Genomic DNA, 21,519 nt, shown 5'->3' with positions numbered 1-21,519 from the left:
GGCCGCCTACGGGTGGACTAGCGAAGGTCGGGCGCGGTGGTGGCCTCGTGCCACAGGGCGCGCTCGTCGTTGGACTCCTTGACCTTCTTGGCGATCAGGGCCGCCGCACCGATCACACCGGCGATGATAAGAATCTTCTTCCACATGGGGTGATCGCCCTCCAGGTTGAGTCTCGGCCGATGGTGCTGGACGCATGGTGGGGCTAGATGGAATCGAACCATCGACCTCAGAGTTATCAGCTCTGCGCTCTAACCGACTGAGCTATAGCCCCGTGCGCGTGCGGCGACGAGCAAGGTTACCGTACCCGGGAAGCTTCTCCCAAGTTGGGGCGCCCGCCACGCCGAGCGCCCCAGATGCCCGATCAGTCCCGCTCGGCCAGGGTGAGCTCGACGCCGCCGACCAGGTCGGCGCAGACGTTGTAGATGAACGCCCCGAGCGTGGCCAGTGCTGTGAAGAGCACGACGTTGACCGCTCCGATCAGCGCGGACGTGCCGATGACGCCCTTGGCGGTGATCCGGAACGTGCTCCCGTCGTCTCCGCCGCCGGCACTCACCAGGTCGGTCAGGCTGCTGTTGACGCTCTCGAAGACGCCCATCGCGTCAAGCGCGAGGTAGAGCACCGAGGTGGCCACGATCACCACGATGAAGAGCACCAGCGAGACCGCGAAGGAGAACTTCATCACCGACCACGGGTCGATGCGCTTTACGTTGAGCTTGGCCCGTCGCGGACCGCGCGATGCCGCGGACGCCACCGTGCTGCGTGCCGCGCGCACCGCCTCGCCGACCCGGGCCGCGCCCACGGCAGCAGACCCCGCGGCACCGACCGTGCGCACCGAGGCCCCGCCAGCTGCGGCCCGCCCGGCACCCGGACGTGCCCCCGCGCCCGGCGGCATGGCCGGCGCTCCGGGAGCGGGGCCCGGCGTCACCTGCGTGGCGCCTGCCGGTGGCGAGCTCACCGGAGCCTTGCCGGAGACCACCTGGGTGGCCGGACCCGGCGCGCCCTGAGGCTTTTGCCCGTCGCCCGGCTGCTCCGGTGGTGGAGGCATGCCGGGAGCCCGCGTGAACTTCGGGGACGGCGCCTCAGCGGGGACTGCCGCCCGGCCCACGACCGCGCGGCCGGTCGCCGGTGTGCCGCCTTGGGCGGCCTCCTCCTCGACCGGGTTGGTCGAGGTCCCCGCAGCCCCCGACTTCGCCTGTGTCTCCGTCATCAACTAGTCCTGTTCGTCAGGCTCGTCGGCATTGCGAGCAATGGCCACGATGGTTACACCGTCTGGCAGGTCCATCAACTTGACCCCCATTGTGTTCCGATCGCGAGTGCGGCGTACAGGCTTCACCGGAGTCCGGATAACTCCGCCGTTACTTGTGATAGCGAAGAGCTCGTCGTCCGGGTTGATGACGACCGCACCCACAAGTCCACCACGACGCTCGGTGATCTTGGCGGTCAACACGCCCTTGCCGCCGCGACCCTGCACCGGGTACTCCTCGATGGGTGTGCGCTTGGCATACCCGCCGTTGGTCGCCACCAAAACATCCATGCCCTCGCGTACGACCTCCATCGCGAGGAGCACGTCGTCCTCACTGAATCGCATGCCTATCACACCCGAGGTAGCCCTACCCATCGGACGCAGAGCCTCGTCGGTGGCGTTGAACCGGATGGCCTGTGCGTTCTTGGACACCAGCAGGAGGTCGTCCTGTGGGCCGGCGAGCGCGGCGCCGACCAGCTCGTCCTCGTCGCGCAGGTTGATCCCGATGATCCCACCGCTGCGGTTGGAGTCGAACTCTTCCAGCCGGGTCTTCTTCACGAGCCCATTCTTGGTGGCGAGCACAAGGTAGGGCGCGACCTGGTAATTGGAGATCACGATCACCTGCGCGATGTGCTCCTCCGGCTGGAAGGCCAGCAGGTTGGCGACGTGCTGGCCCTTGGCCACCCGGTTGGCCTCGGGCAGCTCGTACGCCTTGGCCCGGTAGACCCGGCCCTTGTTGGTGAAGAACAAGATCCAGGAGTGCGTCGAGGTCACGAAGAAGTGGCTGACGATGTCGTCCTGGCGGAGTGAGGCGCCGCTAACCCCCTTGCCGCCCCGGCGCTGCGAGCGGTAGAGGTCGACCTTCGTGCGCTTCGCGTACCCGGTGCGGGTGATGGTGACCACCACGTCCTCGCGGGCGATGAGGTCTTCCATCGAGACCTCGCCGTCGAACGGCACGATCTTGGTGCGGCGGTCGTCGCCCCACTTGGCGACGATCTCGGCCAGCTCCTCCGAGACGATCTTCCGCTGCCGCTCCGGCTTGGCGAGGATGTCCTTGAGGTCGGCGATCTCCAGCTCGATCTTGGCCAGCTCGTCGATGATCTTCTGGCGTTCGAGGGCGGCCAGCCGGCGCAGCTGCATGTCGAGGATCGCCGTGGCCTGCACCTCGTCGATGTCGAGCAGCTGGATCAGGCCGGTGCGGGCCTCCTCCACGGTGGGCGAACGCCGGATGAGCGCGATCACCTCGTCGAGCGCGTCGAGCGCCTTGACCAGACCGCGCAGGATGTGCGCCCGCTCCTCGGCCTTGCGCAGCCGGAACGCCGTGCGCCTGCGGATCACGTCGATCTGGTGCTCGACGTAGTACCGGATGAACTGGGCCAGGTTGAGCGTGCGCGGCACCCCGTCGACGAGCGCCAGCATGTTGGCGCCGAAGGTCTCCTGGAGCTGCGTGTGCTTGTACAGGTTATTGAGCACGACCTTCGCGACCGCGTCACGCTTGAGCACGATCACGATGCGCATGCCCGTGCGACCGGAGGACTCGTCGCGGATGTCCGCGATGCCGGCGAGCTTGCCCTCCTTGACCAGCTCGGCGATCCGCTCGGCGAGGTTGTCCGGGTTGACCTGGTAGGGCAGCTCGGTGACGACGAGGCAGGCGCGCCCCTTCTTGTCTTCCTCGACCTCGACCACCGCGCGCATCCGGATCGACCCGCGGCCGGTCCGGTACGCGTCCTGGATGCCGGCCATGCCGACGATCAGGCCGTAGGTCGGGAAGTCGGGGCCCTTGACGATCTGGATCAGCTCGTCGAGCGTGGTGGCCTCGTCGGCCTCCGGGTGCTCGAGGCACCACTGCACGGCGGCGGCGATCTCCCGCAGGTTGTGCGGCGGGATCTTGGTGGCCATGCCCACCGCGATGCCCTCGGAACCGTTGATCAGCAGGTTGGGGATCCGCGACGGCAGGATTGTGGGCTCCTTGGCCCGGCCGTCGTAGTTGTCCTGCATGTCGACGGTGTCTTCGTCGATGTCCCGCAGCATCTCCATCGCCAGCGGGTCGAGCTTGCACTCGGTGTATCGCATGGCGGCGGCCGGGTCGTTGCCCGGCGAACCGAAGTTGCCGTTGCCGTCGACCAAGGGGTAGCGCAGCGACCACGGCTGGGCCATGCGCACGAGCGCGTCGTAGATGGCGGAGTCGCCGTGCGGATGGAACTGACCCATGACGTCGCCGACGACGCGGGAGCACTTCACGTAGCCGCGGTCCGGGCGGTAGCCCGAGTCGTACATCGCGTAGAGGATCTTGCGGTGCACCGGCTTGAGGCCGTCGCGTACATCCGGCAGCGCTCGGCCGACGATCACGCTCATCGCGTAGTCGAGGTAGGAGCGCTGCATCTCCACCTCGAGGCCGACCGGTTCGACCCGAAGGCGGTTGCCGCCCTCGCCGTTTTCGTCGGCGCTGTTCGAGTCGTCCGGTTCGCTGTCGAATGGAGTGTCCGTCACAATCAAACCCTTATCAGACTAAAAGCCGCATAAAGCCTGTGGACAACGGCTGTGGAAACTGCAAAAGCTGTGGATAACGTTGTGGGGCCGCGCTAGATGTCCAGGAAGCGCACGTCCTTCGCGTTCCGCTGGATGAACGAGCGACGCGCCTCCACGTCCTCCCCCATCAGGACGCTGAAAAGCTCGTCCGCCGTTGCGGCATCATCCAGGGTCACCTGACGCAGCGTACGGGTGGCCGGGTTCATCGTGGTGTCCCACAGCTCCGGGTAGTTCATCTCGCCGAGACCCTTGAACCGCTGGATGTCATCCGGCTTGGCGTTGGGCTTCTTCTCCTGGCGGAGCCGGATCAACCCGTCGCGTTCGCGGTCCGAGTACGCATACTGCGCGTCATCGCCCTTCTTGTTCCACTTGATCTTGTACAGCGGCGGCGCGGCGAGGTAGACGTGGCCCAGCTCGACCAGCGGCCGCATGAAGCGGAAGAGCAGCGTCAGCAGCAGCGTCTGGATGTGCTGGCCGTCGACGTCGGCGTCGGCCATCAGAATGATCTTGTGGTAACGCAGCTTCTCGATATCGAAGTCCTCGTGCACGCCGGTGCCCAGTGCGGTGATCAGGGCCTGGACCTCGTTGTTCTTGAGCACCCGGTCGATCCGGGCCTTCTCGACATTGAGGATCTTGCCGCGGATCGGAAGGATCGCCTGGGTGCGCGGGTCACGGCCCTGCTTGGCCGAGCCACCCGCCGAGTCGCCCTCGACGATGAACACCTCCGACTCGCGCGGGTCGGTCGACTGGCAGTCGGCCAGCTTGCCGGGCATCGAGCCGGACTCCAGCAGCGACTTGCGCCGGGCCAGCTTGCGGGCCTGCGCCGCCGCGATCCGGGCGCGAGCGGCGGCGGTCGCCTTCAAGATGATCATCTTGGCCTCGGCGGGATTGCGCTCCAGCCAGTCGGTCAGCCACTCGTTGCAGACCTTCTGCACGAAGCTCTTCACCGGAGTGTTGCCGAGCTTGGTCTTGGTCTGGCCCTCGAACTGGGGGTTGGCCAGCTTCACCGAGATGATCGCGGCGAGCCCTTCGCGAATGTCCTCGCCGGAAAGCTTCTCGTCGCCCTTGAGGAGCTTCTTGTCCGCACCGTACTTGTTGACCACGGTGGTCAGGGCCGCCCGGAAGCCTTCCTCGTGGGTGCCGCCCTCGTGCGTGTTGATCGTGTTGGCGAAGGTGTAGACCGACTCGCCGTACGACTCGTTCCACTGCATCGCGATCTCGACCGACATGCCGTCGTCCTCGGCGCCGAACTCGATGACCGTCTTGTGGATCGCGCTCTTGGTGTTGTTGAGGTGCCGCACGAAGTCGGCGATGCCGCCCTTGTAGAGGAAGGTCACCTCGCGCGGCTTGCCGTCCTCCTCGATCGTGCGCTCGTCACGCAGGTGGATGGTGAGCCCACGGTTGAGGAACGCCATCTCCTGAAGCCGGCGGTAGATCGTCTCGAACATGAACTCGGTGGTCTCGAAGACCTTCGGGTCCGGCCAGAACGCCACCGAGGAGCCGGTGCGGTTGGTCGTCTCGCCCTTCGCCAGCGGGGTCGGCTTGGAGTCGTGGTACTGCTGGCGGTAGGTGAAGCCGTCCTTCCAGATCTCCAGCTCCATCCGCGCCGACAGCGCGTTGACGACCGAGACGCCAACGCCGTGCAGGCCACCGGAAACCTGGTATGCCTTGCCGTCGAACTTGCCGCCGGCGTGCAGGACGGTCAGCGCCACCTCGACGCCGGGCTTCTTCAGCTTGGGGTGCAGGTCGACGGGAAAGCCGCGGCCGTTGTCGACCACGCGGACCCCGCCGTCGGCGAGGAGGACCACGTCGATGGTGTCGCAGTAGCCGGCCAGCGCCTCGTCGACCGCGTTGTCGACGACCTCCCAGACCAGGTGGTGCAGGCCCCGTTCACCGGTGGATCCGATGTACATACCGGGGCGCTTGCGGACCGCCTCCAAGCCCTCAAGGACGGTAATCGACTCGGCGCCGTATTCCTGCTTCTTCTGCGCTGCCACCCTCGGCCACTTTCTCGCACTGCCCAGCGCTGGTCGGCGCGGGGGCGCGGGGTATGGCGGGCTGTCACGGCGGCAGGGGCGCGCGCCACCGCAACGTATGCTGTGGCGGGCGCTCCAGTCACCGCGGTCGCCCGCGGATCACGTTCACTCCGAGCGCCGGATGCACCGGCGTCTTCGTCGCCTCCAATCTTACTGTGCGGAGGCCGGAAACCGGGTACACGGCACCCCATGCGGGCACCTGAGACCTTCATAGCGGGCCGAATGGCGCCGGTCGCGACTCCCCCCACACGCGGGGCGCCCCGACGCGGAAGACCGCCCAGCGGGACCGAAACTACGGGAGTGCCCACTCGGGGGTCGCGCAAAGGGCACACCGTGTCGTAATTTTGCCCGGCGCCGTTTGAACCACCGGGCGCCTTTTGCACATAGCAGGCGCACGGTCACGCTGCGCTACAGGAGAGGGTGACCCCACGATGGGGCTGGACAACGTCGCCGTGAAATGGCCGCGTACCGGCCGCTTTTACGACCCCGTGGCCCCCGCCGAGTTCGTCGACTTCGCCGAGCTCGCGGACGATCCGCAGGTCTCTGCGCCGACCGCGGCGCTCGCCGGCCACATCGCGAAGACCGGCACGGTGCGCGCCACGGCGTACACGGAGCTGGTCGACCTGCTCCTCGGCCTGGATGGTGTGCTGTACGCCACAGAGGCCGCGGCTGAAGACGAAGACCCAGTGATCGACCCGGACGGCTGCGCCTGGATCGCCGGCGGCCTGGAGCGGTTCGTGGAAAGCCATCGGGAGCACGGCGAGGCGGTCACGTTCGACACGGTGGGCGCGGTGCTGCGCGCGGCCCTCGCCGGCGGCCGCCTGGCCGACCAGCAGCTGCGCTGGCTCGACAACCGCCTCGACGGGCTGCGCGACGAGTCCGGGGGCGCGCCGCAGTGGAGCTTCTCCCGCTCGGAGCTGGGCGTGCTGTCCCGCTTCTACCGCCGGTGCGCCGACCGCGGCTTCGCCGTCTACGCCGACTTCTGACAGCCGATCCTCTTCTCCGGCCTCGTCCGGACGGCCCATCATCACGCTGAGCTACGTGAAGTCGCTCACCGGACCGGGCTAAATCCGCCTTGAAGTAGCCAGACTTGCCCGCGCCACCAGCCGGTGGTGACGGAGAGTCACGGCAGGAGCACAGCACTTCATGGGCACGACGTTCGCCGCCCTGCGACATCGGGACTACCGGATCTGGGCGGGTGCGGGGTTCGTCTCGGTCGCGGGCACGTGGATGCAGGTGCTGGGCGTCAACTGGTACGTCCTGGAACAGACCGGATCCGCCGCCCGGATGGGGTTCGCGGTGCTGCTCCAGGCGCTGCCCGTGCTTCTGCTCGCCTCCTGGGGCGGCGCGCTTGCCGACCGGTTGCCGGCCCGCCCGCTGCTGCTCTCCACCCAGCTCGCGCACGCCGCGCTCGCGGCGGCTCTCGCGGTGATCGCCACGACGTCCGCCGGTGGCCTTCCCGCGGTGTACGCGATCTCGCTCCTCGGCGGCGTGGTCTCGGCCGTGGAGGGACCGGCGATGGGCCGGTTCGGTGCACAGCTCGTGCACCGCGACACCCTCGGCAACGCGCTGGCGCTCGGCTCGCTGACCAACTCGGCCGGCCGCATCCTCGGCATGAGCGCCGGGGGCGCGATGGTGGCCGCCGCCGGACCCGCCCCGCTGTTCGCGGTCAACGCGGTGAGCTTCGTCGCGGTCGTCGGTGCCCTCCTGGCCGTGCGCCCGGCCCACGCGGCCGCGCCGGAACCAGCCCAGGACGGCGGCGTGCGCGCCGGCTTCGCGTACCTGATCCGCCAACCTGTCGTACTCGTTGCGCTCGCGCTGGCGTTCGTGCTCGGCAGCCTCGGTCGCAACTACCAGATCACGATGGCCGCGATGAGCGGCGGGCCGCTCGGCGGCGGCGCCGGCGGCTACGGCGCACTCTCCACCGTCTTCGCGGTCGGCACGGTGGTCGGCGGCTTCGCCGCGGCCCGGCGGCCGTCGCTGGGCTACCGCACGCTGGTCGGCGCCGGCCTGCTCGCCAGCGCGCTGCAATTGGGCGCGGGGCTGATGCCCGGCGTGTGGAGCTTTGCCGCGCTGATCCTGCCGATCGCGGCGGCCGCGGTCCTGATCGACACGACGGTCTCCGCCCGGGTACAGCTCGACACCCGGGAGGAGATGCGCGGTCGGGTGCTGGCCGCACTGACGATTACGGGGTCGGTGGCCGGCGCGGTCGGCGCCCCCCTGCTCGGCTGGCTGGCCGAGCACGTCGGCCCGCGGCAGACCCTCGTGCTGGCCGGCGCGGTCGCCGCGATCGCGTCCGCCGCGACCGGTGTGGCGCTGGCCCGCTTATACGGCCGGCCGGTGCGCCCGGTCGAGGTGCGGATAACGCTGCGCGAGTCGGTCGGCCTGAACGCCGCGCGGCTGCGCGCGAACGCGGCACTCAGCCGTATGTGTCCCGCGGGCCACGGCCCCGCACCCGCCTGGCGCCGCGTGACCAGGACGGCGCGGCCGGTCCGTGAATGTGCAGCTTGCGCACCACGTTATGGCCGACTTCGGCGGCGATCCGCCGGAGCAAGGACGCGGCCAGCAGCCGCAGCTGGGTCGCCCACGCGGTAGATTCCGCCTCCACGGTCAGCTCGCCGTCGTCGAGCTTGATCGGGCGGCTGTGCTTGGCGATGTCTGGACCGACCACGCGCTCCCAGGCCCCGAAGACCGTGGCCTCCGCCGCCGGCCGCTGCCACCCCCGTGCCTTGACAAGCTTGGCGAGCACGTCGCCGAACACCTGCGGGTCGCGGGGGTCGGGCCCCGGTCCGGAATATCCCCGCGCGCGCCGGCCGCCGACCACCGGTCGCCCGTCGTCCCCATTGGACGGAGTACGCCGGCGGGGTGCGGCCGCCTGCCGGCGCGCTTTTGCCGCGTCGAGAACGGCACGGGCCAACTCCGGTCCGGCCTTCGGGCTTTCGGGCTCATCCGACACGGTGCACCCGTCCTTCCGCCACCTCGTAGCGTGACCCGCGGAGAACCGCCGGCACGTCCTCGGCAACCGCGCACGTTACCAGCAGCTGGCTCGCGCCACCGACAAGTTCGGCCAGGCGGGCGCGGCGGCCGGCGTCGAGCTCGGCGAAGACGTCGTCGAGCACGAGTACGGGCTCGATGCCCTCGGTGCGCAGCAGGTCGTACGCGGCGAGCCGGAGCGCCAGCGCGTACGACCAGCACTCGCCGTGGCTCGCGTAGCCCTTGGCGGGCAGGTCGCCGAGCGTAAGCGTGAGGTCGTCGCGGTGCGGGCCGACCAGCGTGACGCCACGCTCCACTTCGGACGATCGCGACTCGACGAGCGCGGCGGCCAGCGCGGCCTGGAGCGCCTCACGGTCGGGCGGGTCGACCGGCACGGTGGCCTTGTACGCGATCGACGCGCTGCCCTTGCCGGCCGCCACCGCGTCGTACGCCTTCGTCACGTGCGGGGCAAGCGCGGCGACCAGCTCCAGGCGGCCGGCCAGCAGCTCGGCGCCGTGGTGGGCCAGGTGTGCGTCCCAAACGTCGAGTGTGGACAGATCGCCGCCCCGGCTGCCGCCGGTCTTGCGGGCCAGGTACGCCGTGCGGAGCAACGCGTTGCGCTGCTTGATCACCCGGTCGTAGTCGGCGCGCACGCCCGCGTACCGCGGCTGCCGCGCGACGAGCAGGTCGTCGAGGTAGCGGCGGCGCTCGCCCGGGTCGCCGCGGATCAGCTCGAGGTCTTCCGGCGCGAAGAGGACGAGCCGCAGCGCGCCGAGCACGTCGCGCGCCCGCCGCACCGGCGAGCGGCCGAGCCGGGCCCTATTGGCCTTGCCCGGCACGAGCTCCAGCTCGACCAGCAGCTCGCGTCCATCGTGGACGATCATGCAGCGGATCACCGCTGCCGCCGCGCCGGCCCGGACCAGCGGAGCGTCGGTGGCCACGCGGTGGCTGCCCAGCGTGGCGACGTAGCCGAGCGCCTCGATCAGGTTGGTCTTGCCGACGCCGTTGTGGCCGACCAGCACCGACCCGCCCGGCTCGAGATCGACCTCCACCCGCTCGTACGAGCGGAAGTCGACAAGCTCGAGCCGTTTGACGTACATCGGGCGGCTACGGCCGCTTGCGGACCGCGTGCCCGCCGAACTGCTGGCGCAGCGCGGCGACCGCCTTCATGGCCGGCGAGTCGTCCTGCCGGGACACGAAACGGGCGAACAGGGACGCGGCGATCACGTTCATCGGGACGGCCAGCCGGATCGCCTCCTCGACGGTCCAGCGCCCCTCGCCGGTGTCCTCCGTGTAGCCGCTCAGGTTGGCCAGATCCGGATCCTCGTCGAGCGCCCGGTCGAGCAGGTCGAGCAGCCACGACTCGACGACCGAGCCGTCCCGCCAGGACTTGATGACGCCGGGCACGTCGGTGACGAGCTCGGATGCGGTGAGCAGCTCGTAGCCCTCCGCGTACGCGTGCATCAGGCCGTACTCGATGCCGTTGTGGACCATCTTGGCGTAGTGGCCGGCGCCGACCGGGCCGGCGTGCACGAAGCCGAACTGGCCCTGCGGCTTGAGCGCCTCGAAGACCGGCTCCAGCCGCGACACGTGCTCGGGGTCGCCACCGACCATCAGCGCGTACCCGTTTTCCAGGCCCCAGACGCCGCCGGAGACGCCGACGTCCATGTAGCCGATGCCCTGCCGCCCCAGCCGCTCGGCGCGTGGCGCGTCGTCGCTGAAGCGGGAGTTGCCGCCGTCGATGATGAGGTCGCCCTCGGCGAGGAGGGTGGCCAGCTCCTCGATCGCCGCGTCGGTCACCGCGGCCGGCACCATCACCCACACGGCACGCGGCGGCGCCAGCCGCTCGACCAGCTCGGCCAGGCTGGCGACGTCGGACACGTCCGGGTTGCGGTCGTATCCGATGACCTCGTGGCCGGCAGTGCGCAGCCGCCCACGCATGTTGCCGCCCATCCGGCCAAGGCCCACAAGCCCTAGCTGCATGACTCTGATCCCCCCTGTTTGTCCCGGCTAGTTGTGCCTGCTGTCGCGCCGGATAGCCCGATCAGCGGGTTACCCGGATTGGCATGATCAGATAGCGGTAGCCAGGGACGATCTCACCATCCTCGCCCGCCGGCGAGATCACGGCCGGCTTGAAGGCGTCGACGAACGACAGCATCGCGGTGGGGGAACCGAGCGCGGCGAGGCCGTCGAGCAGGTACTGCGGGTTGAAGCCGATGGTCAGCGGCTCGCCGGTGAAGGCGGCCTCCATCGCCTCGCTGGCCCGCGCCTCCTCGGTGCCGCCGGCCTCGACCACCAGCCCTTCGTCGCTGAAGCTCAACAGGACCGGCGTCGTGCGGTCGGCGACGAGGGCGACGCGGCGGACCACCTCGTTGAGGGCGGCGACCGACACACGGGCCTCGGCGTTGTGCGAGGCCGGGAAGAGTGAACGCACCGGCGGGTAGTTGGCACCGTCGAGCAGGCGGCTGGTGGTGCGCCGCGCGCCACCCACAAAACCGATCATGCCCTCGCCGGCGCCGCCGTGGGCGAGCGCCATCGTCACGTCGCCGCCGAGCGGGCCGAGCGTCTTGGCGGTATCGGCGAGAGTGCGGGCGGGCACGAGCGCGTTCATGCTCAGGTCGGGGTTTTCCGGGCGCCACTGCATCTCGCGCATCGCGAGGCGGTAGCGGTCGGTGGCGAGCATCGCCAGCGAGCTGCCATTGAGCTCGATGCGGACGCCGGTCATCATCGGCAGCGTCTCGTCGCGGCCGGCGGCGATCGCGACCTGGGCCACCGCGGAGGCGAACTCGGCCGCGTCGACCGTGCCGGCGCTGTCGGGCATCTCGGGCAAGGTCGGGTAGTCCTCGACGGGCATGGTGGGCAGCGTGAAGCGGGCGCTGCCGCAGACAAGCTCCAGGTGCGCACCGACGGCCGCGATGTCGACCGGCTTGGCGGGCAGCGCCTTGGTGATCTCGGCGAGCAGGCGGCCGGACACGAGGGCCGCGCCGTCGGCGTCACCTTGCACGTCGACGCTCACCTGACTGGAGACCTCATAGTCGAAGCCGGACACGTTGAGCTGCCCCTCGGTCACCCGCATCATCACTCCGGCGAGCACCGGCACCGAAGGCCGGTTGGGCAGGCTCTTCGCCGTCCACGCCACGGCGTCGGCGAGCGCGTCGCGCTCAACTCGGAACTTCATGCCTGTGCCTCCGCGTCGACTCGGTGGTGTGGCGGTCCGGGCCGTGAGCGCCGGCGCAGAACCGCCCTACCGACCATAGGGCTCCCCGGCCGGCGGCGTACGCCCACCCCCGGTGGTTTGCCCGATCAGATACCTAGGTTGGCCCGGCGGGAGCCGGTCCACAGAACGCACAACGCCGGTGATTGATTTTTGTTGTCTTAGAAGGATCAAGTTCATCGTCTTCATAGGGCCTGTGTGAACTGTGGAGGACGGGCGTCTCCCCTGGCCAGGCCGTTATCCACCGGTGGTTTGGCTGTGGAGAAGCAGGGTAGGAAGCGGGCCGTCCCTCCACAGGTTGGCGATCGAGCAATGGTTGTCCACCTCTGTCCACCGGTCATCCACCGGCTATCCCCCGGGTTTCTCCCCAGGTCTGTGGAGAGCGTGGTGGAGGTCCCCCACGACTTTTCCCCAGAACCTTCAACACCTCGTACACACCTGCGCCATCGGTCGTGGACAGTCTTGTTACCCGCCGTACACGTCCACAGCGGTTTCCCCAGGAGTTGTCCACAGGTTGTGGGTAACCCTTCGCAAGAACACAAGGTGTTGTCCACCGACAGTGGACACAGCGTGTGGACGCGTGTGGACGGATGTGGAAAGCAGACTTTCGGCCAGGATCTGCGGGCACGCCTGTGTGTTCCCGGACCGTCGGGGCGACGGCTCGCTGGTCCGGGGCGGGCTGTCAGGAGTTCTGCTTGATCCGGTTGGTCAGCTCGGCGATCTGGTTGTACAGCGAGCGGCGCTCGGCCATCTGCTGACGGATCTTCCGGTCGGCGTGCATCACGGTGGTGTGGTCGCGGCCGCCGAAAGCCTGCCCGATGCGGGGCAGTGACAGGTCGGTGAGCTCGCGGCACAGGTACATGGCAACCTGGCGGGCGTTGACGAGCACCCGCGAGCGCGAGTGGCCGCGCAGGTCTTCGAGGCTCACGCCGAAGTAGTCGGCCGTCGACACCATGATCTGGTCAGCGGTGATCTCGGGCCCCGAGCCGTCCGGGATGAAGTCGCGCAGCACCTCTTCGGCCAGCGACAGCTCGACCGCCGAGCGGGTCAGCGACGCGAACGCGGTCACCCGGATGAGCGCGCCCTCGAGCTCGCGGATCGAGTTGGCGATCCGCGAGGCGATGAACTCCAGCACGTCCGGCGGCGCGAACAGCCGCTCCTGTGCGGCCTTCTTCTGGAGGATCGCGATGCGGGTCTCCAGGTCGGGCGGCTGGATGTCGGCGAGCAGGCCCCACTCGAACCGGGTACGCAGCCGGTCTTCGAGCGTCGCGAGCTGCTTCGGCGAGCGGTCCGAGGTGATGACGATCTGCTTGTTCGCGTTGTGGAGCGTGTTGAACGTATGGAAGAACTCCTCCTGCGTCCGCTCCCGGTTTTCCAGGAACTGGATGTCGTCGATCAGGAGGATGTCGACGTCGCGGTAGCGCCGCTGGAAGGCGCTCGTCTTGTCGTCGCGCAGCGAGTTGATGAAGTCGTTGGTGAACTCTTCGGTCGAGACGTACCGCACGGAGCGGGCGTTGCCGAGCGTGGTGGCGTAGTGGCCGATCGCGTGCAGCAGGTGGGTCTTGCCCAGCCCGGAGCTGCCGTAGATGAACAGCGGGTTGTACGCCTTGGCCGGCGACTCCGCGACCGCGACCGCCGCCGCGTGGGCGAAGCGGTTGGACGAGCCGATGACGAACGTCTCGAACATGTACTTGGGGTTGAGGCGGTTGCCGCCCGACTCGGTACCTCCACCGGGCCGGCGGTCGTCGCGGGCGGGACCGCCCGGACGGTGATCGCGCCCCGCGGTGCCCCGGTCGGACATGGCCGCCGCGCGGCCGGGACCGCTGTCGGGCCCGGAGTCATGGCGCAGGTCTCGGGTAGTCGGCTCGTCCCGGCGAGTGAGGTCCGGATGGTGCATGTCGTCCCGGTAGTCGGGGACGGCCTCGGCGTGCACGGGCAGCCGGTCGGTGTCGCCGAGCGACTCGGTCGCCTGGCGCGGCGCGGAGAAGAGCGCGCCCTGCCCCTGCTCTGGGTCGCGGGCCATGGGCACGGACGCGGAACCGGTCGCCGGCGCGGCCGCGGGCGACATCGGGTGCTGTGCCGAGCCGGTCGGCTCCTCCTCCACGAAGGCGCCCTCGAACCCGTCGTCGCCGGCGTCGAGGTCGGCCGGGCTGCCGTAGATGGTGCCGGCCGGGCGGCCCTGCCCGTCTTCCGGCGGCCGGATCGTCACGGCCACCTGGATCGGCCGGCCGAGCCGGCGGGAGAGCGCGTCGGTGATCGCCGGGCGCAGGCGCGACTCGATGACGTCGCGGGTGAACGCGTCCGGCACGGACAGCAGCGCGATGTCCTCGACGATGGCACCAAGGCGGGTCAACCGGAGGTACGCGCGCTGCTGCGCCGAGACGATCTCGTCAGCCAGCTCCTCGGTCGCCGCCATCCAGACGACGGCCAGATCATTCTCGGCCACCCCTCGCGCCACCCCCTTCGCCCTCCGAGCGCCCCGGGCTGCCCCCGTTGCCGCCAGTCGTCCACAAGTTATCCACAGCCTGTGTACCGACCGATTGTGGTTTCCAGCCTGACGCTCCAGCGGAGCTCGCTCGGCCTGCGACGACGCTGGAAGCGGTACACCGTGCCGAACGACTGACTGCCTCGTCCGGTTTTGCACCGATTTGTAGCGGCAGTGACCCCCTGTCGCGGACCGGCAATCGGGCACGCTAACAGCGTTGTCCACAACCCTTCAACCGCTGTCCACACCGGTTCGTTGTCGGTGGCCGCGAAACCGCGCATTGAGGCCACTGCCCACGGTGATGCGGGAAGCACACGCCGTTCCGAAAGCCCTCCTCGATGCCTCCCCGGACCCGACCGTTTGACGGTGATTGCCGGTCTGCGTAAGCTTGAGCGGCTGCTCCGTGGCCTGACGGAGCGCCTCGTGCTGAGCAAAATGCACCCGGTAGTGAAGACGGAGATTAGACGTGAGCAAGCGCACCTACCAGCCGAACAACCGCCGGCGTGCCAAGACCCACGGTTTCCGGCTGCGCATGCGCACCCGTGCCGGCCGTGCCATCCTCTCCGCCCGTCGCTCGAAGGGGCGCACCCGCCTGTCGGCCTGAGCCCGGCGGGCAGGTCGAAGGTGAGGCAGTCGTGCTGGCCGCGGCGCAGCGACTGCGGCGCAGCAGCGACTTCGCCGCAGCGGTACGCGGCGGCCGTCGTGCCGGCCGCGGGTCCGTGGTCGTCCACCTGACCGTCCCACAGCAGACCGAGCTTTCCGAGCCGGCGCCCACCGACGATTCTTCGGTGCGCGCCGGCTTCGTCGTGTCCAAGGCCGTCGGCGGGGCGGTGACGCGCAACACGGTGCGCCGCCGGCTTCGCCACCTCGTCCGCGAGCGCCTGGCCACCCTGCCACCGGGGAGCGTCCTGGTCGTGCGTGCCCAGCCCGGTGCGGCCACCGCGCCCTACGAGAGGCTCGGCGCCGACCTGGACGCCGCACTCGCCGCCGCCCGCAGGCCGGGCCGAGACCGCCCGGGTGGCAGAGGGGCGCGGCGGTGAGTGACGAGCGGCACGGCCAGCCGGCTCCACGCCCCCGGCTCGGGATAGCGGCCCGGGTGCTGAGCGCACTGGTCATCGCGTACCGTCGTTGGATAAGCGCGGCATTGCCGGCGCGCTGCCGGTTCTACCCGTCATGTAGTGCGTACGCCCTCGAGGCCATCGCCACACACGGCGCCTTGCGGGGGACCGGCCTCGCGACCTGGCGGTTGTTGCGCTGCCACCCGTTCCACCCCGGCGGGTACGATCCCGTGCCCCCACCCAAGAGCCACCGTCGTGCTGATGTGACTGGAGCCCCGAATTGAGTCTCGACTGGATCTACTGGGCGATCTCGTGGATCCTGCTGCGCTGGCATTCGCTGTGGGAAACGATCGGCATCCCGGATGGCACCGTCTTGGGCACCAACTGGGCCTGGATTCTCGCCATCTTCTTCCTGGTGGTCACCCTCCGGGTGATCCTCTTCCCGGTCTTCGTCAAGCAGATCAAGTCGCAGCGCGCGATGCAGGCGTTGCAGCCGCAGGTCAAGGCCCTCCAGGAAAAGCACAAGGGTGACCGGGAGACGCTCCAGAAAGAAATGATGGAGCTCTACCGGAAGGAGAAGGCCAATCCGCTCATGGGCTGCCTGCCCATGTTCCTTCAGATTCCGGTCTTCCTCGGCCTCTTCCACGTGCTCCGTCGGCTCGACCCGTTCCAGACGATCAACACGACGATCTACGGGTGGAGCCAGGCGCAGTGGGATAGCGCCGTGCACGCGAAGCTCTTTACCGCGCCGATCGCCGCCTCGTTCCGTTCCTCGTCGTCCGAGCTGCAAGGCCTCGGCGCCGACGGCACGACGGTAAAGATCATCGCGGGCATCCTGGTCGCGATCATGATCGCGACGACCTACCTCACCAGCCGCCAGATGATCCTGAAGACCGGCTGGGCCGAAGACCCGCAGCAGCGCATGATCCAGCGCCTCATGCTCTACGGCATCCCGGCCTCGCTGCTCATCTCCGGCGGCATCTTCCCGATCGGCGTGATCATCTACTGGGTGACCAACAACCTGTTCACGCTCGGCCAGCAGCAGTGGGTGCTCCGCAAGTACCCGCCGCCGGTGATCAACAACAAGAGCGGCAAGGCGGTGCCCGGTCCGGGCGCCCGCAAGGCGGCCCCGGCGAAGCAGCAGGACAAGCCGGCGAGCCGGTTCAGCCGTTCCAAGAACAACGGCGCGGTGCAAGACACCAAGCCGGCGGTCGACGGCAAGGCCCTCGCACCGCGGCCCGGCGCCAAGCCGGTGAATCCGAAGAAGCGCAAGCCCGCCAAGCGCCAGGGTTGACGCGACCGGTGCCCGCCGGCTGGCCGGCGGGCACCGCGGCGCTCCCCCGGCGACCGCGAATGGCGGCCCAAACAACAGACGTGCCCGTGGACGCAGGCAAGCACTCGCCCGCCCCGGGAAACCAGCGGACCGGAGACGGTCCAGCCGAGCGAGTACGGAGATGAGACCGGTGACCGACACCAGCGTTCCCCAGACCGACCAGTCCCTCGACGACGAGTTGGACGCCCAGCCGGATGCGGTGGAGGACGGCGAGGACGAAGACGTCAAGGAGGCGGACGCCGCCCCCAGCGACACGGATCTCTTCCGGCAGAGCGAGATCGCCGCGGACTACGTGGAGGGCCTGCTGGACATCCTCGACTACGACGGCGACATCGACGAGCTGGTCTCCGCCGGCCGGCCGGTCGTCGAGGTGGTCGGCGGGCGTCTCCAGCCGCTGGTCGGCCAGCGCGGCGCCACGCTGGAGGCGCTCCAGGAGCTGACCCGCCTGGCCGTGTTCCGGCAGACCGGCACGCCCAGCCGGCTGCTGCTCGACGTCGGGGGCTACCGGGCCAACAGGCGCAAGGAGCTCGCCGCCGTCGCCAAGAACGCCGTGGAGAAGGTGAAGGAGTACGGCGAGCCGGTGCGCCTGGAGGCGATGTCCGCGTTCGAGCGCAAGTGCGTACACGACGTGGTCAACGCGCTCGCCGGCGTGGAGAGCGAGTCGGAGGGTGTCGAGCCCAACCGGCGCATCGTCGTGCGTCCGGTCACCGACTAGCCACGTGCCCAGCGACGTCTCTTCCGGCCCGGGTGGTTCGCCACCCGGGCCGTTGCCTGTGCCCGCCGGCGCGCTGTTCGGTGACCGGCTCGACCGTGCCGTGGCGTACGCGGAGCTGCTCGCGACCGAAGGGGTCGTGCGCGGCCTCATCGGTCCGCGCGAGGCGCCGCGCATCTGGGATCGCCACCTGCTCAACTGCGCGGTAGTTGCCGAACTGATCCCGGAGGGGGCTTCTGTCGTAGACGTGGGGTCCGGTGCCGGTTTGCCCGGTATCGTGCTTGCTGTGGCACGGCCTGACCTCACGGTCACCCTGGTCGAGCCACTGGCACGACGGACCGCCTTCCTGGCGGAGGTGGTGACGGAGCTCGACCTCGACCGGACCGTGGAGGTGGTCCGGGCGCGGGCCGAGGAGGTCGCCGGGAGGAGTCCCGCTGACATCGTCACCGCTCGGGCGGTCGCGCCACTCGACCGGCTCGCTGGCTGGTGTCTACCCCTCGCCGCCATCGGTGGGCGGCTGCTCGCGCTCAAGGGCGCCTCGGCCGCCGACGAGGTGGCGGCACACCGTGACGCGATCGGTCGGCTGGGCGGTGCCACGCCGGTCGTACGGCGATGCGGGGTCGGTCTCATCGACCCGCCGACGACCGTCGTGGAGATCGTCCGGGAGCGCGCCGTCGGGCCGGCACGGTCAAAGGCATCGCGGGGGGCGAGCCGCCGGTCTACATCGGACGGTGGCACCGCGCGCGGGGGTAGAGCGCGGAGGGGTTAGATGGTTGGGCGGCCACGAACTGTTGGTATCGGATGGCCGCCGGACGCGGTACCAAGATATGGCGGTGTACTGCGGCGTGTATGCGGCTTTCTCCTGTATGTCGTACCGCCGCGGGGTGCCAGTCGGGCTCATGTGTCGGACACCAATGGCCTCTCGCGCCCATCGGCCGTAGGCTGGCCGCGCGTCGATAGTGTGGAACCGGCGGCGGCTCCTGTGCGGCAGCGTCCCCCGCTGCCCGTCGGGCCGCACGCGTCGCCGGGGCATCCGGGCGCGAGTGCTGTTATGGCCGACCCATCCGAAGTGGACAGGGATGACACGGTGCAGGACAACGGTAGGTACGACGATTCGGGGTTGAGCCACCCCGGCGGCTATCGCGCGGGCGGTGCCGCTGTTTCACGTGGAACCGACTACGAGGGCTGGTCCGTCGGCCGCGCCGTTCCCGGGCAAGGGAGCGATCCGCACGCCGTGCCACAGCCGCGGGCCGGCAGCGGATACGACCGCCCCGCCCGCCCTGACGGCGAGCCGGGTCCGGCCACCGGGAGGTCAGCAGTGCCAGAGCGTACGCCTCAGCCGCCGACGGGCTACCCGACCGGCGCACCCGACGATCCGCATCGCCGTCCCAACCCGGCGCCTAGGCCGCAGCCGCCCGCGCCGTCGTCGGCTCCTCCGGCGGTCTCCCCCGCCAGCGCTCCCGCGCCGGCTCGGGCCACGGCGTCGGTAAAGCCTGTCTCAGGCGCCGCGCCGTCACCCTCTCCAGCGCCACCTTCCGACACGCCCGCGCCGGCAGCAGGGCCTTATGGGGAGGAAGGAGGGGTTGACGCGTACGTTTCACGTGAAACCCCGTCGCGTGAAGAGGATGATCCACCGTTGGCTATGGAGGCAATGCGCGCAGTTCAGATCCTGAACCCGAGTGGCGAGGTCACCATGCCTCGCCCCGCCCGGTCGAGGATCATGTGCGTGGCAAACCAGAAGGGCGGCGTCGGTAAGACCACGACCACCGTAAACCTGGCCGTGGCGCTCGCCCTCCACGGCAACCGGGTGCTGGTGGTCGACCTCGACCCGCAAGGCAACGCCTCCACTGGGCTCAACGTGCCGCACCACGCCGGCATCCCGGACGTGTACGACTGCTTGATCGACAACGTGCCGCTGGCTGACGTCGCCCAGGCCGTCGAGGGGATCCCGAACCTCTGGTGTGTTCCCGCGACGATCGACCTCGCTGGCGCCGAGATCGAGCTCGTCTCGGTGGTCGCCCGCGAGTCCCGGCTCTCCCGCGCGATCACCGCGCACCCGGAGAAGTTCGACTACGTCTTCATCGACTGCCCGCCCTCGCTGGGGCTGCTGACGGTCAACGCGTTGGTGGCGGCCCAGGAGGTGCTGATCCCGATCCAGTGCGAGTACTACGCGCTGGAGGGCCTCAACCAACTGATCAACAACATCAACCTCGTCAAGCAGCACCTGAACCCGACGCTCGACGTCTCCACGATCCTGCTGACCATGTACGACCGCCGCACCCGCCTGGCCGACGCCGTCGAGCAGGACGTGCGCAACCACTTCGGCGACAAGGTGCTTCAGGCGGTCATCCCCCGCAACGTCCGCGTCTCCGAGGCGCCCAGCTACGGCCAGTCGGTCATGACCTACGATCCCGGTTCGCGGGGCGCCACGAGCTACTTCGAGGCCGCTCAGGAAATCGCGGAGCGCGGGGTCAAACTGGGAGGAGCGGCGTGAGGCAGCCGTTCGTCGATGATCGGGAGAGTGCGGCATGAAGAACCGTCCGCGCGGCGGGCTCGGGCGCGGGCTGGGGGCGCTGATCCCCACCGCGCCCGCACAGCCGTCGGGTGGCGAAGAGGCGGCTGACGCGACGGCGTCGCCCGGTGCTGGAGAGGCTGCCGCCACTGAGAGCGCGCCACCTGCCCACGTGTCGCCGGCCGAGCTGGCCTTCACGCCCGGGGCCACCACGAGCCACCTCGCCCCCGTGCCCGGCGCCCGCTTCGCCGAGATCCCGGTCGGGTCGATCGTGCCCAACCCGAAGCAGCCACGGCACGTCTTCGACGAAGAGGCCATGGAGGAGCTCAAGACCTCGATCCAGGAGGTAGGGCTGCTCCAGCCGATCGTGGTGCGCGAGCTCGACGGCGAGAAGTACGAACTCGTCATGGGCGAGCGCCGCTGGCGTGCCGCCCAGGCGACCGGCCGCGACACGATCCCGGCCATCGTGCGCGACACGCGCGACGACGCGATGCTCCGGGACGCGCTGCTCGAAAATATCCACCGCGCCAACCTCAACCCCTTGGAAGAGGCGGCCGCGTACCAGCAGCTGCTGGAGGAGTTCGGGGCGACGCACGAGGAGCTGGCCAAGCGCATCGGCCGGAGCCGCCCGCAGATCTCGAACACCATCCGGCTCCTCAACCTTCCGGCGCAGGTGCAGCGCCGCGTGGCGGCCGGGGTGCTGTCGGCGGGCCACGCCCGCGCGCTCCTCGGCCTGGAGGACAACGAGGCGCAGGAGGAGCTGGCGCTGCGGATCGTCGCGGAGGGCCTTTCGGTGCGCGCCACCGAAGAGCTCGTCGCGCTGGCCGTCGCCGAGGGCCCGAGCCCCGCGGCCAAGCCGGCCAAGCGCCGCGTCAAGGCACACGCACCCGCACTCAGCGATCTCGCCGAGCGCCTGTCCGACCGCTTCGACACCCGCGTCAAGGTCGACATCGGTCGCAGTAAGGGGAAGATCACGATCGAGTTCGCCACTGTGGACGACCTCGAACGGATCGTGGGCATCATCGGAGTGGAGCGGACGGAGCAGCCACCGGAGTAGCCCGCAGCGCCCCGTCGTCTAGTGGCGGGCGTGAACCCGACTCGGGGGTTCACGGCCGCCGTCGTTTCACGTGAAACGGTCGGGCGTGGGCTGCTCGCTCTGCCGGACGTGGCGGGGTGGGTCGGTGGGCTAGGCGCTGTGGTCGAGGCTCGACCCTTCGTGGCGGTCTCCGGTCGAACGGCGGTCGCCCGCGGGAGGTTTGCTGAGTCCGGGTACCGCGTGCCGGTTGGCTTGGGGCGCCGTCTTGGGCCGTGGCAGGAGCAGCCGAGGACATGGCCCAGCTGTGGGCGGGCCGTGGAGAACGCGCCGCGATCCGCACCCGTTGTCCATCTCGCCGGCGGTTCATCTCCGGGAGCGGCGGGACCAC

Annotated in this window: 18 protein-coding genes, 1 tRNA gene and 1 pseudogene; 10 read left to right on the top strand and 10 right to left on the bottom strand. The window is 69.6% G+C overall.

Translation table 11 applies throughout. From position 1 onward, the window contains the following. Positions 1–17: 17 nt before the first annotated feature. From ACTMTJ_RS10975 to gyrB, 5 genes are all read right to left on the bottom strand, one after another. Complete coding sequence (locus tag ACTMTJ_RS10975; protein ID WP_218577294.1) at positions 18–146, bottom strand: DLW-39 family protein; 129 nt, start codon at positions 144–146, stop codon at positions 18–20. Positions 147–194: 48 nt separating this feature from the next. Beyond that, a tRNA-Ile gene (locus ACTMTJ_RS10970) sits at positions 195–271 on the bottom strand. A gap of 90 nt (positions 272–361) precedes the next feature. Beyond that, complete coding sequence (locus tag ACTMTJ_RS10965) at positions 362–1,207, bottom strand: DUF3566 domain-containing protein (protein ID WP_441216044.1); 846 nt, start codon at positions 1,205–1,207, stop codon at positions 362–364. Positions 1,208–1,210: 3 nt separating this feature from the next. Beyond that, a complete protein-coding gene (gene gyrA / locus ACTMTJ_RS10960) occupies positions 1,211–3,733 on the bottom strand; it encodes a DNA gyrase subunit A (protein WP_441216043.1) in 2,523 nt (840 codons plus the stop codon). A 92-nt stretch (positions 3,734–3,825) separates the two neighbouring features. Beyond that, the gene (gene gyrB / locus ACTMTJ_RS10955) at positions 3,826–5,769 is read right to left on the bottom strand and encodes a DNA topoisomerase (ATP-hydrolyzing) subunit B (RefSeq protein ID WP_441216042.1); all 1,944 of its coding nucleotides are present in this window, start codon (positions 5,767–5,769) and stop codon (positions 3,826–3,828) included. A gap of 470 nt (positions 5,770–6,239) precedes the next feature. Between gyrB and ACTMTJ_RS10950 the strand changes: the two genes are divergently transcribed. After that, complete coding sequence (locus ACTMTJ_RS10950; RefSeq protein ID WP_441216041.1) at positions 6,240–6,794, top strand: hypothetical protein; 555 nt, start codon at positions 6,240–6,242, stop codon at positions 6,792–6,794. 160 nt (positions 6,795–6,954) lie between these two features. Then, positions 6,955–8,052 (top strand): annotated as a pseudogene (locus ACTMTJ_RS10945) (MFS transporter); the annotation flags it as partial. A 175-nt stretch (positions 8,053–8,227) separates the two neighbouring features. On the opposite strand, the gene ACTMTJ_RS10940 reads toward ACTMTJ_RS10945, so the two are convergent. The 5 genes from ACTMTJ_RS10940 to dnaA form a co-directional block, all read right to left on the bottom strand. Continuing rightward, positions 8,228–8,764 carry a DciA family protein gene (locus tag ACTMTJ_RS10940; RefSeq protein WP_441216040.1) on the bottom strand — a complete coding sequence of 179 codons (537 nt, stop codon included), beginning with the start codon at positions 8,762–8,764 and terminating at the stop codon, positions 8,228–8,230. Then, positions 8,754–9,881, bottom strand: coding sequence for a DNA replication/repair protein RecF (recF, locus tag ACTMTJ_RS10935; RefSeq protein ID WP_441216039.1), 1,128 nt, complete (start codon positions 9,879–9,881; stop codon positions 8,754–8,756). Before recF ends, ACTMTJ_RS10940 begins: the two co-directional genes overlap by 11 nt. 7 nt (positions 9,882–9,888) lie before the next feature. After that, complete coding sequence (gene gnd / locus ACTMTJ_RS10930; protein WP_441216038.1) at positions 9,889–10,764, bottom strand: phosphogluconate dehydrogenase (NAD(+)-dependent, decarboxylating); 876 nt, start codon at positions 10,762–10,764, stop codon at positions 9,889–9,891. Positions 10,765–10,825: 61 nt separating this feature from the next. Continuing rightward, the gene (dnaN, locus tag ACTMTJ_RS10925; protein ID WP_441216037.1) at positions 10,826–11,959 is read right to left on the bottom strand and encodes a DNA polymerase III subunit beta; all 1,134 of its coding nucleotides are present in this window, start codon (positions 11,957–11,959) and stop codon (positions 10,826–10,828) included. Positions 11,960–12,677: 718 nt separating this feature from the next. Continuing rightward, positions 12,678–14,411 (bottom strand): chromosomal replication initiator protein DnaA, encoded by a 1,734-nt coding sequence (gene dnaA / locus ACTMTJ_RS10920; RefSeq protein WP_441216320.1) that lies wholly within the window; start codon positions 14,409–14,411, stop codon positions 12,678–12,680. A 535-nt stretch (positions 14,412–14,946) separates the two neighbouring features. Here dnaA and rpmH point away from each other — a divergent pair. The 8 genes from rpmH to ACTMTJ_RS10880 all read left to right on the top strand — a co-directional run bounded on the left by rpmH (position 14,947) and on the right by ACTMTJ_RS10880 (position 21,152). Beyond that, positions 14,947–15,084, top strand: a complete 138-nt coding sequence (rpmH, locus tag ACTMTJ_RS10915) for a 50S ribosomal protein L34 (RefSeq protein ID WP_441216036.1) — start codon at positions 14,947–14,949, stop codon at positions 15,082–15,084. A gap of 31 nt (positions 15,085–15,115) precedes the next feature. Beyond that, entirely contained in the window at positions 15,116–15,520 is a 405-nt protein-coding gene (gene rnpA / locus ACTMTJ_RS10910) for a ribonuclease P protein component (protein ID WP_441216035.1), read from the top strand. Positions 15,521–15,564: 44 nt separating this feature from the next. Next, a complete protein-coding gene (gene yidD, locus ACTMTJ_RS10905; RefSeq protein WP_441216319.1) occupies positions 15,565–15,822 on the top strand; it encodes a membrane protein insertion efficiency factor YidD in 258 nt (85 codons plus the stop codon). Then, positions 15,819–16,832 carry a membrane protein insertase YidC gene (gene yidC, locus ACTMTJ_RS10900; protein WP_441216034.1) on the top strand — a complete coding sequence of 338 codons (1,014 nt, stop codon included), beginning with the start codon at positions 15,819–15,821 and terminating at the stop codon, positions 16,830–16,832. Before yidD ends, yidC begins: the two co-directional genes overlap by 4 nt. A 169-nt stretch (positions 16,833–17,001) precedes the next feature. After that, positions 17,002–17,586: a Jag family protein gene (locus ACTMTJ_RS10895; protein WP_441216317.1), complete on the top strand. Its 585-nt coding sequence runs from the start codon at positions 17,002–17,004 to the stop codon at positions 17,584–17,586. Between the two features lie 4 nt (positions 17,587–17,590). After that, entirely contained in the window at positions 17,591–18,352 is a 762-nt protein-coding gene (gene rsmG, locus ACTMTJ_RS10890; RefSeq protein ID WP_441216033.1) for a 16S rRNA (guanine(527)-N(7))-methyltransferase RsmG, read from the top strand. A 282-nt stretch (positions 18,353–18,634) separates the two neighbouring features. Further along, the gene (locus ACTMTJ_RS10885) at positions 18,635–20,077 is read left to right on the top strand and encodes a ParA family protein (RefSeq protein WP_441216315.1); all 1,443 of its coding nucleotides are present in this window, start codon (positions 18,635–18,637) and stop codon (positions 20,075–20,077) included. A 34-nt stretch (positions 20,078–20,111) separates the two neighbouring features. Next, the gene (locus ACTMTJ_RS10880; protein WP_441216032.1) at positions 20,112–21,152 is read left to right on the top strand and encodes a ParB/RepB/Spo0J family partition protein; all 1,041 of its coding nucleotides are present in this window, start codon (positions 20,112–20,114) and stop codon (positions 21,150–21,152) included. Positions 21,153–21,519: the final 367 nt, after the last annotated feature.

It is taken from the genome of Phytohabitans sp. LJ34, assembly GCF_052068095.1.
Classification (GTDB): domain Bacteria; phylum Actinomycetota; class Actinomycetes; order Mycobacteriales; family Micromonosporaceae; genus Phytohabitans.
This window is presented reverse-complemented; position numbering and strand designations above follow the sequence as displayed.

Bases quoted from the DNA above. Each gene is read 5' to 3' on its own strand.
- ACTMTJ_RS10975 (WP_218577294.1), bottom strand. From the start codon at position 146: ATGTGGAAGAAGATTCTTATCATCGCCGGTGTGATCGGTGCGGCGGCC.
- ACTMTJ_RS10965 (WP_441216044.1), bottom strand. From the start codon at position 1,207: ATGACGGAGACACAGGCGAAGTCGGGGGCTGCGGGGACCTCGACCAAC.
- ACTMTJ_RS10950 (WP_441216041.1), top strand. From the start codon at position 6,240: ATGGGGCTGGACAACGTCGCCGTGAAATGGCCGCGTACCGGCCGCTTT.
- recF (WP_441216039.1), bottom strand. From the start codon at position 9,881: ATGTACGTCAAACGGCTCGAGCTTGTCGACTTCCGCTCGTACGAGCGG.
- gnd (WP_441216038.1), bottom strand. From the start codon at position 10,764: ATGCAGCTAGGGCTTGTGGGCCTTGGCCGGATGGGCGGCAACATGCGT.
- dnaN (WP_441216037.1), bottom strand. From the start codon at position 11,959: ATGAAGTTCCGAGTTGAGCGCGACGCGCTCGCCGACGCCGTGGCGTGG.
- dnaA (WP_441216320.1), bottom strand. From the start codon at position 14,411: ATGGCGGCGACCGAGGAGCTGGCTGACGAGATCGTCTCGGCGCAGCAG.
- ACTMTJ_RS10885 (WP_441216315.1), top strand. From the start codon at position 18,635: ATGGCCGACCCATCCGAAGTGGACAGGGATGACACGGTGCAGGACAAC.
- ACTMTJ_RS10880 (WP_441216032.1), top strand. From the start codon at position 20,112: ATGAAGAACCGTCCGCGCGGCGGGCTCGGGCGCGGGCTGGGGGCGCTG.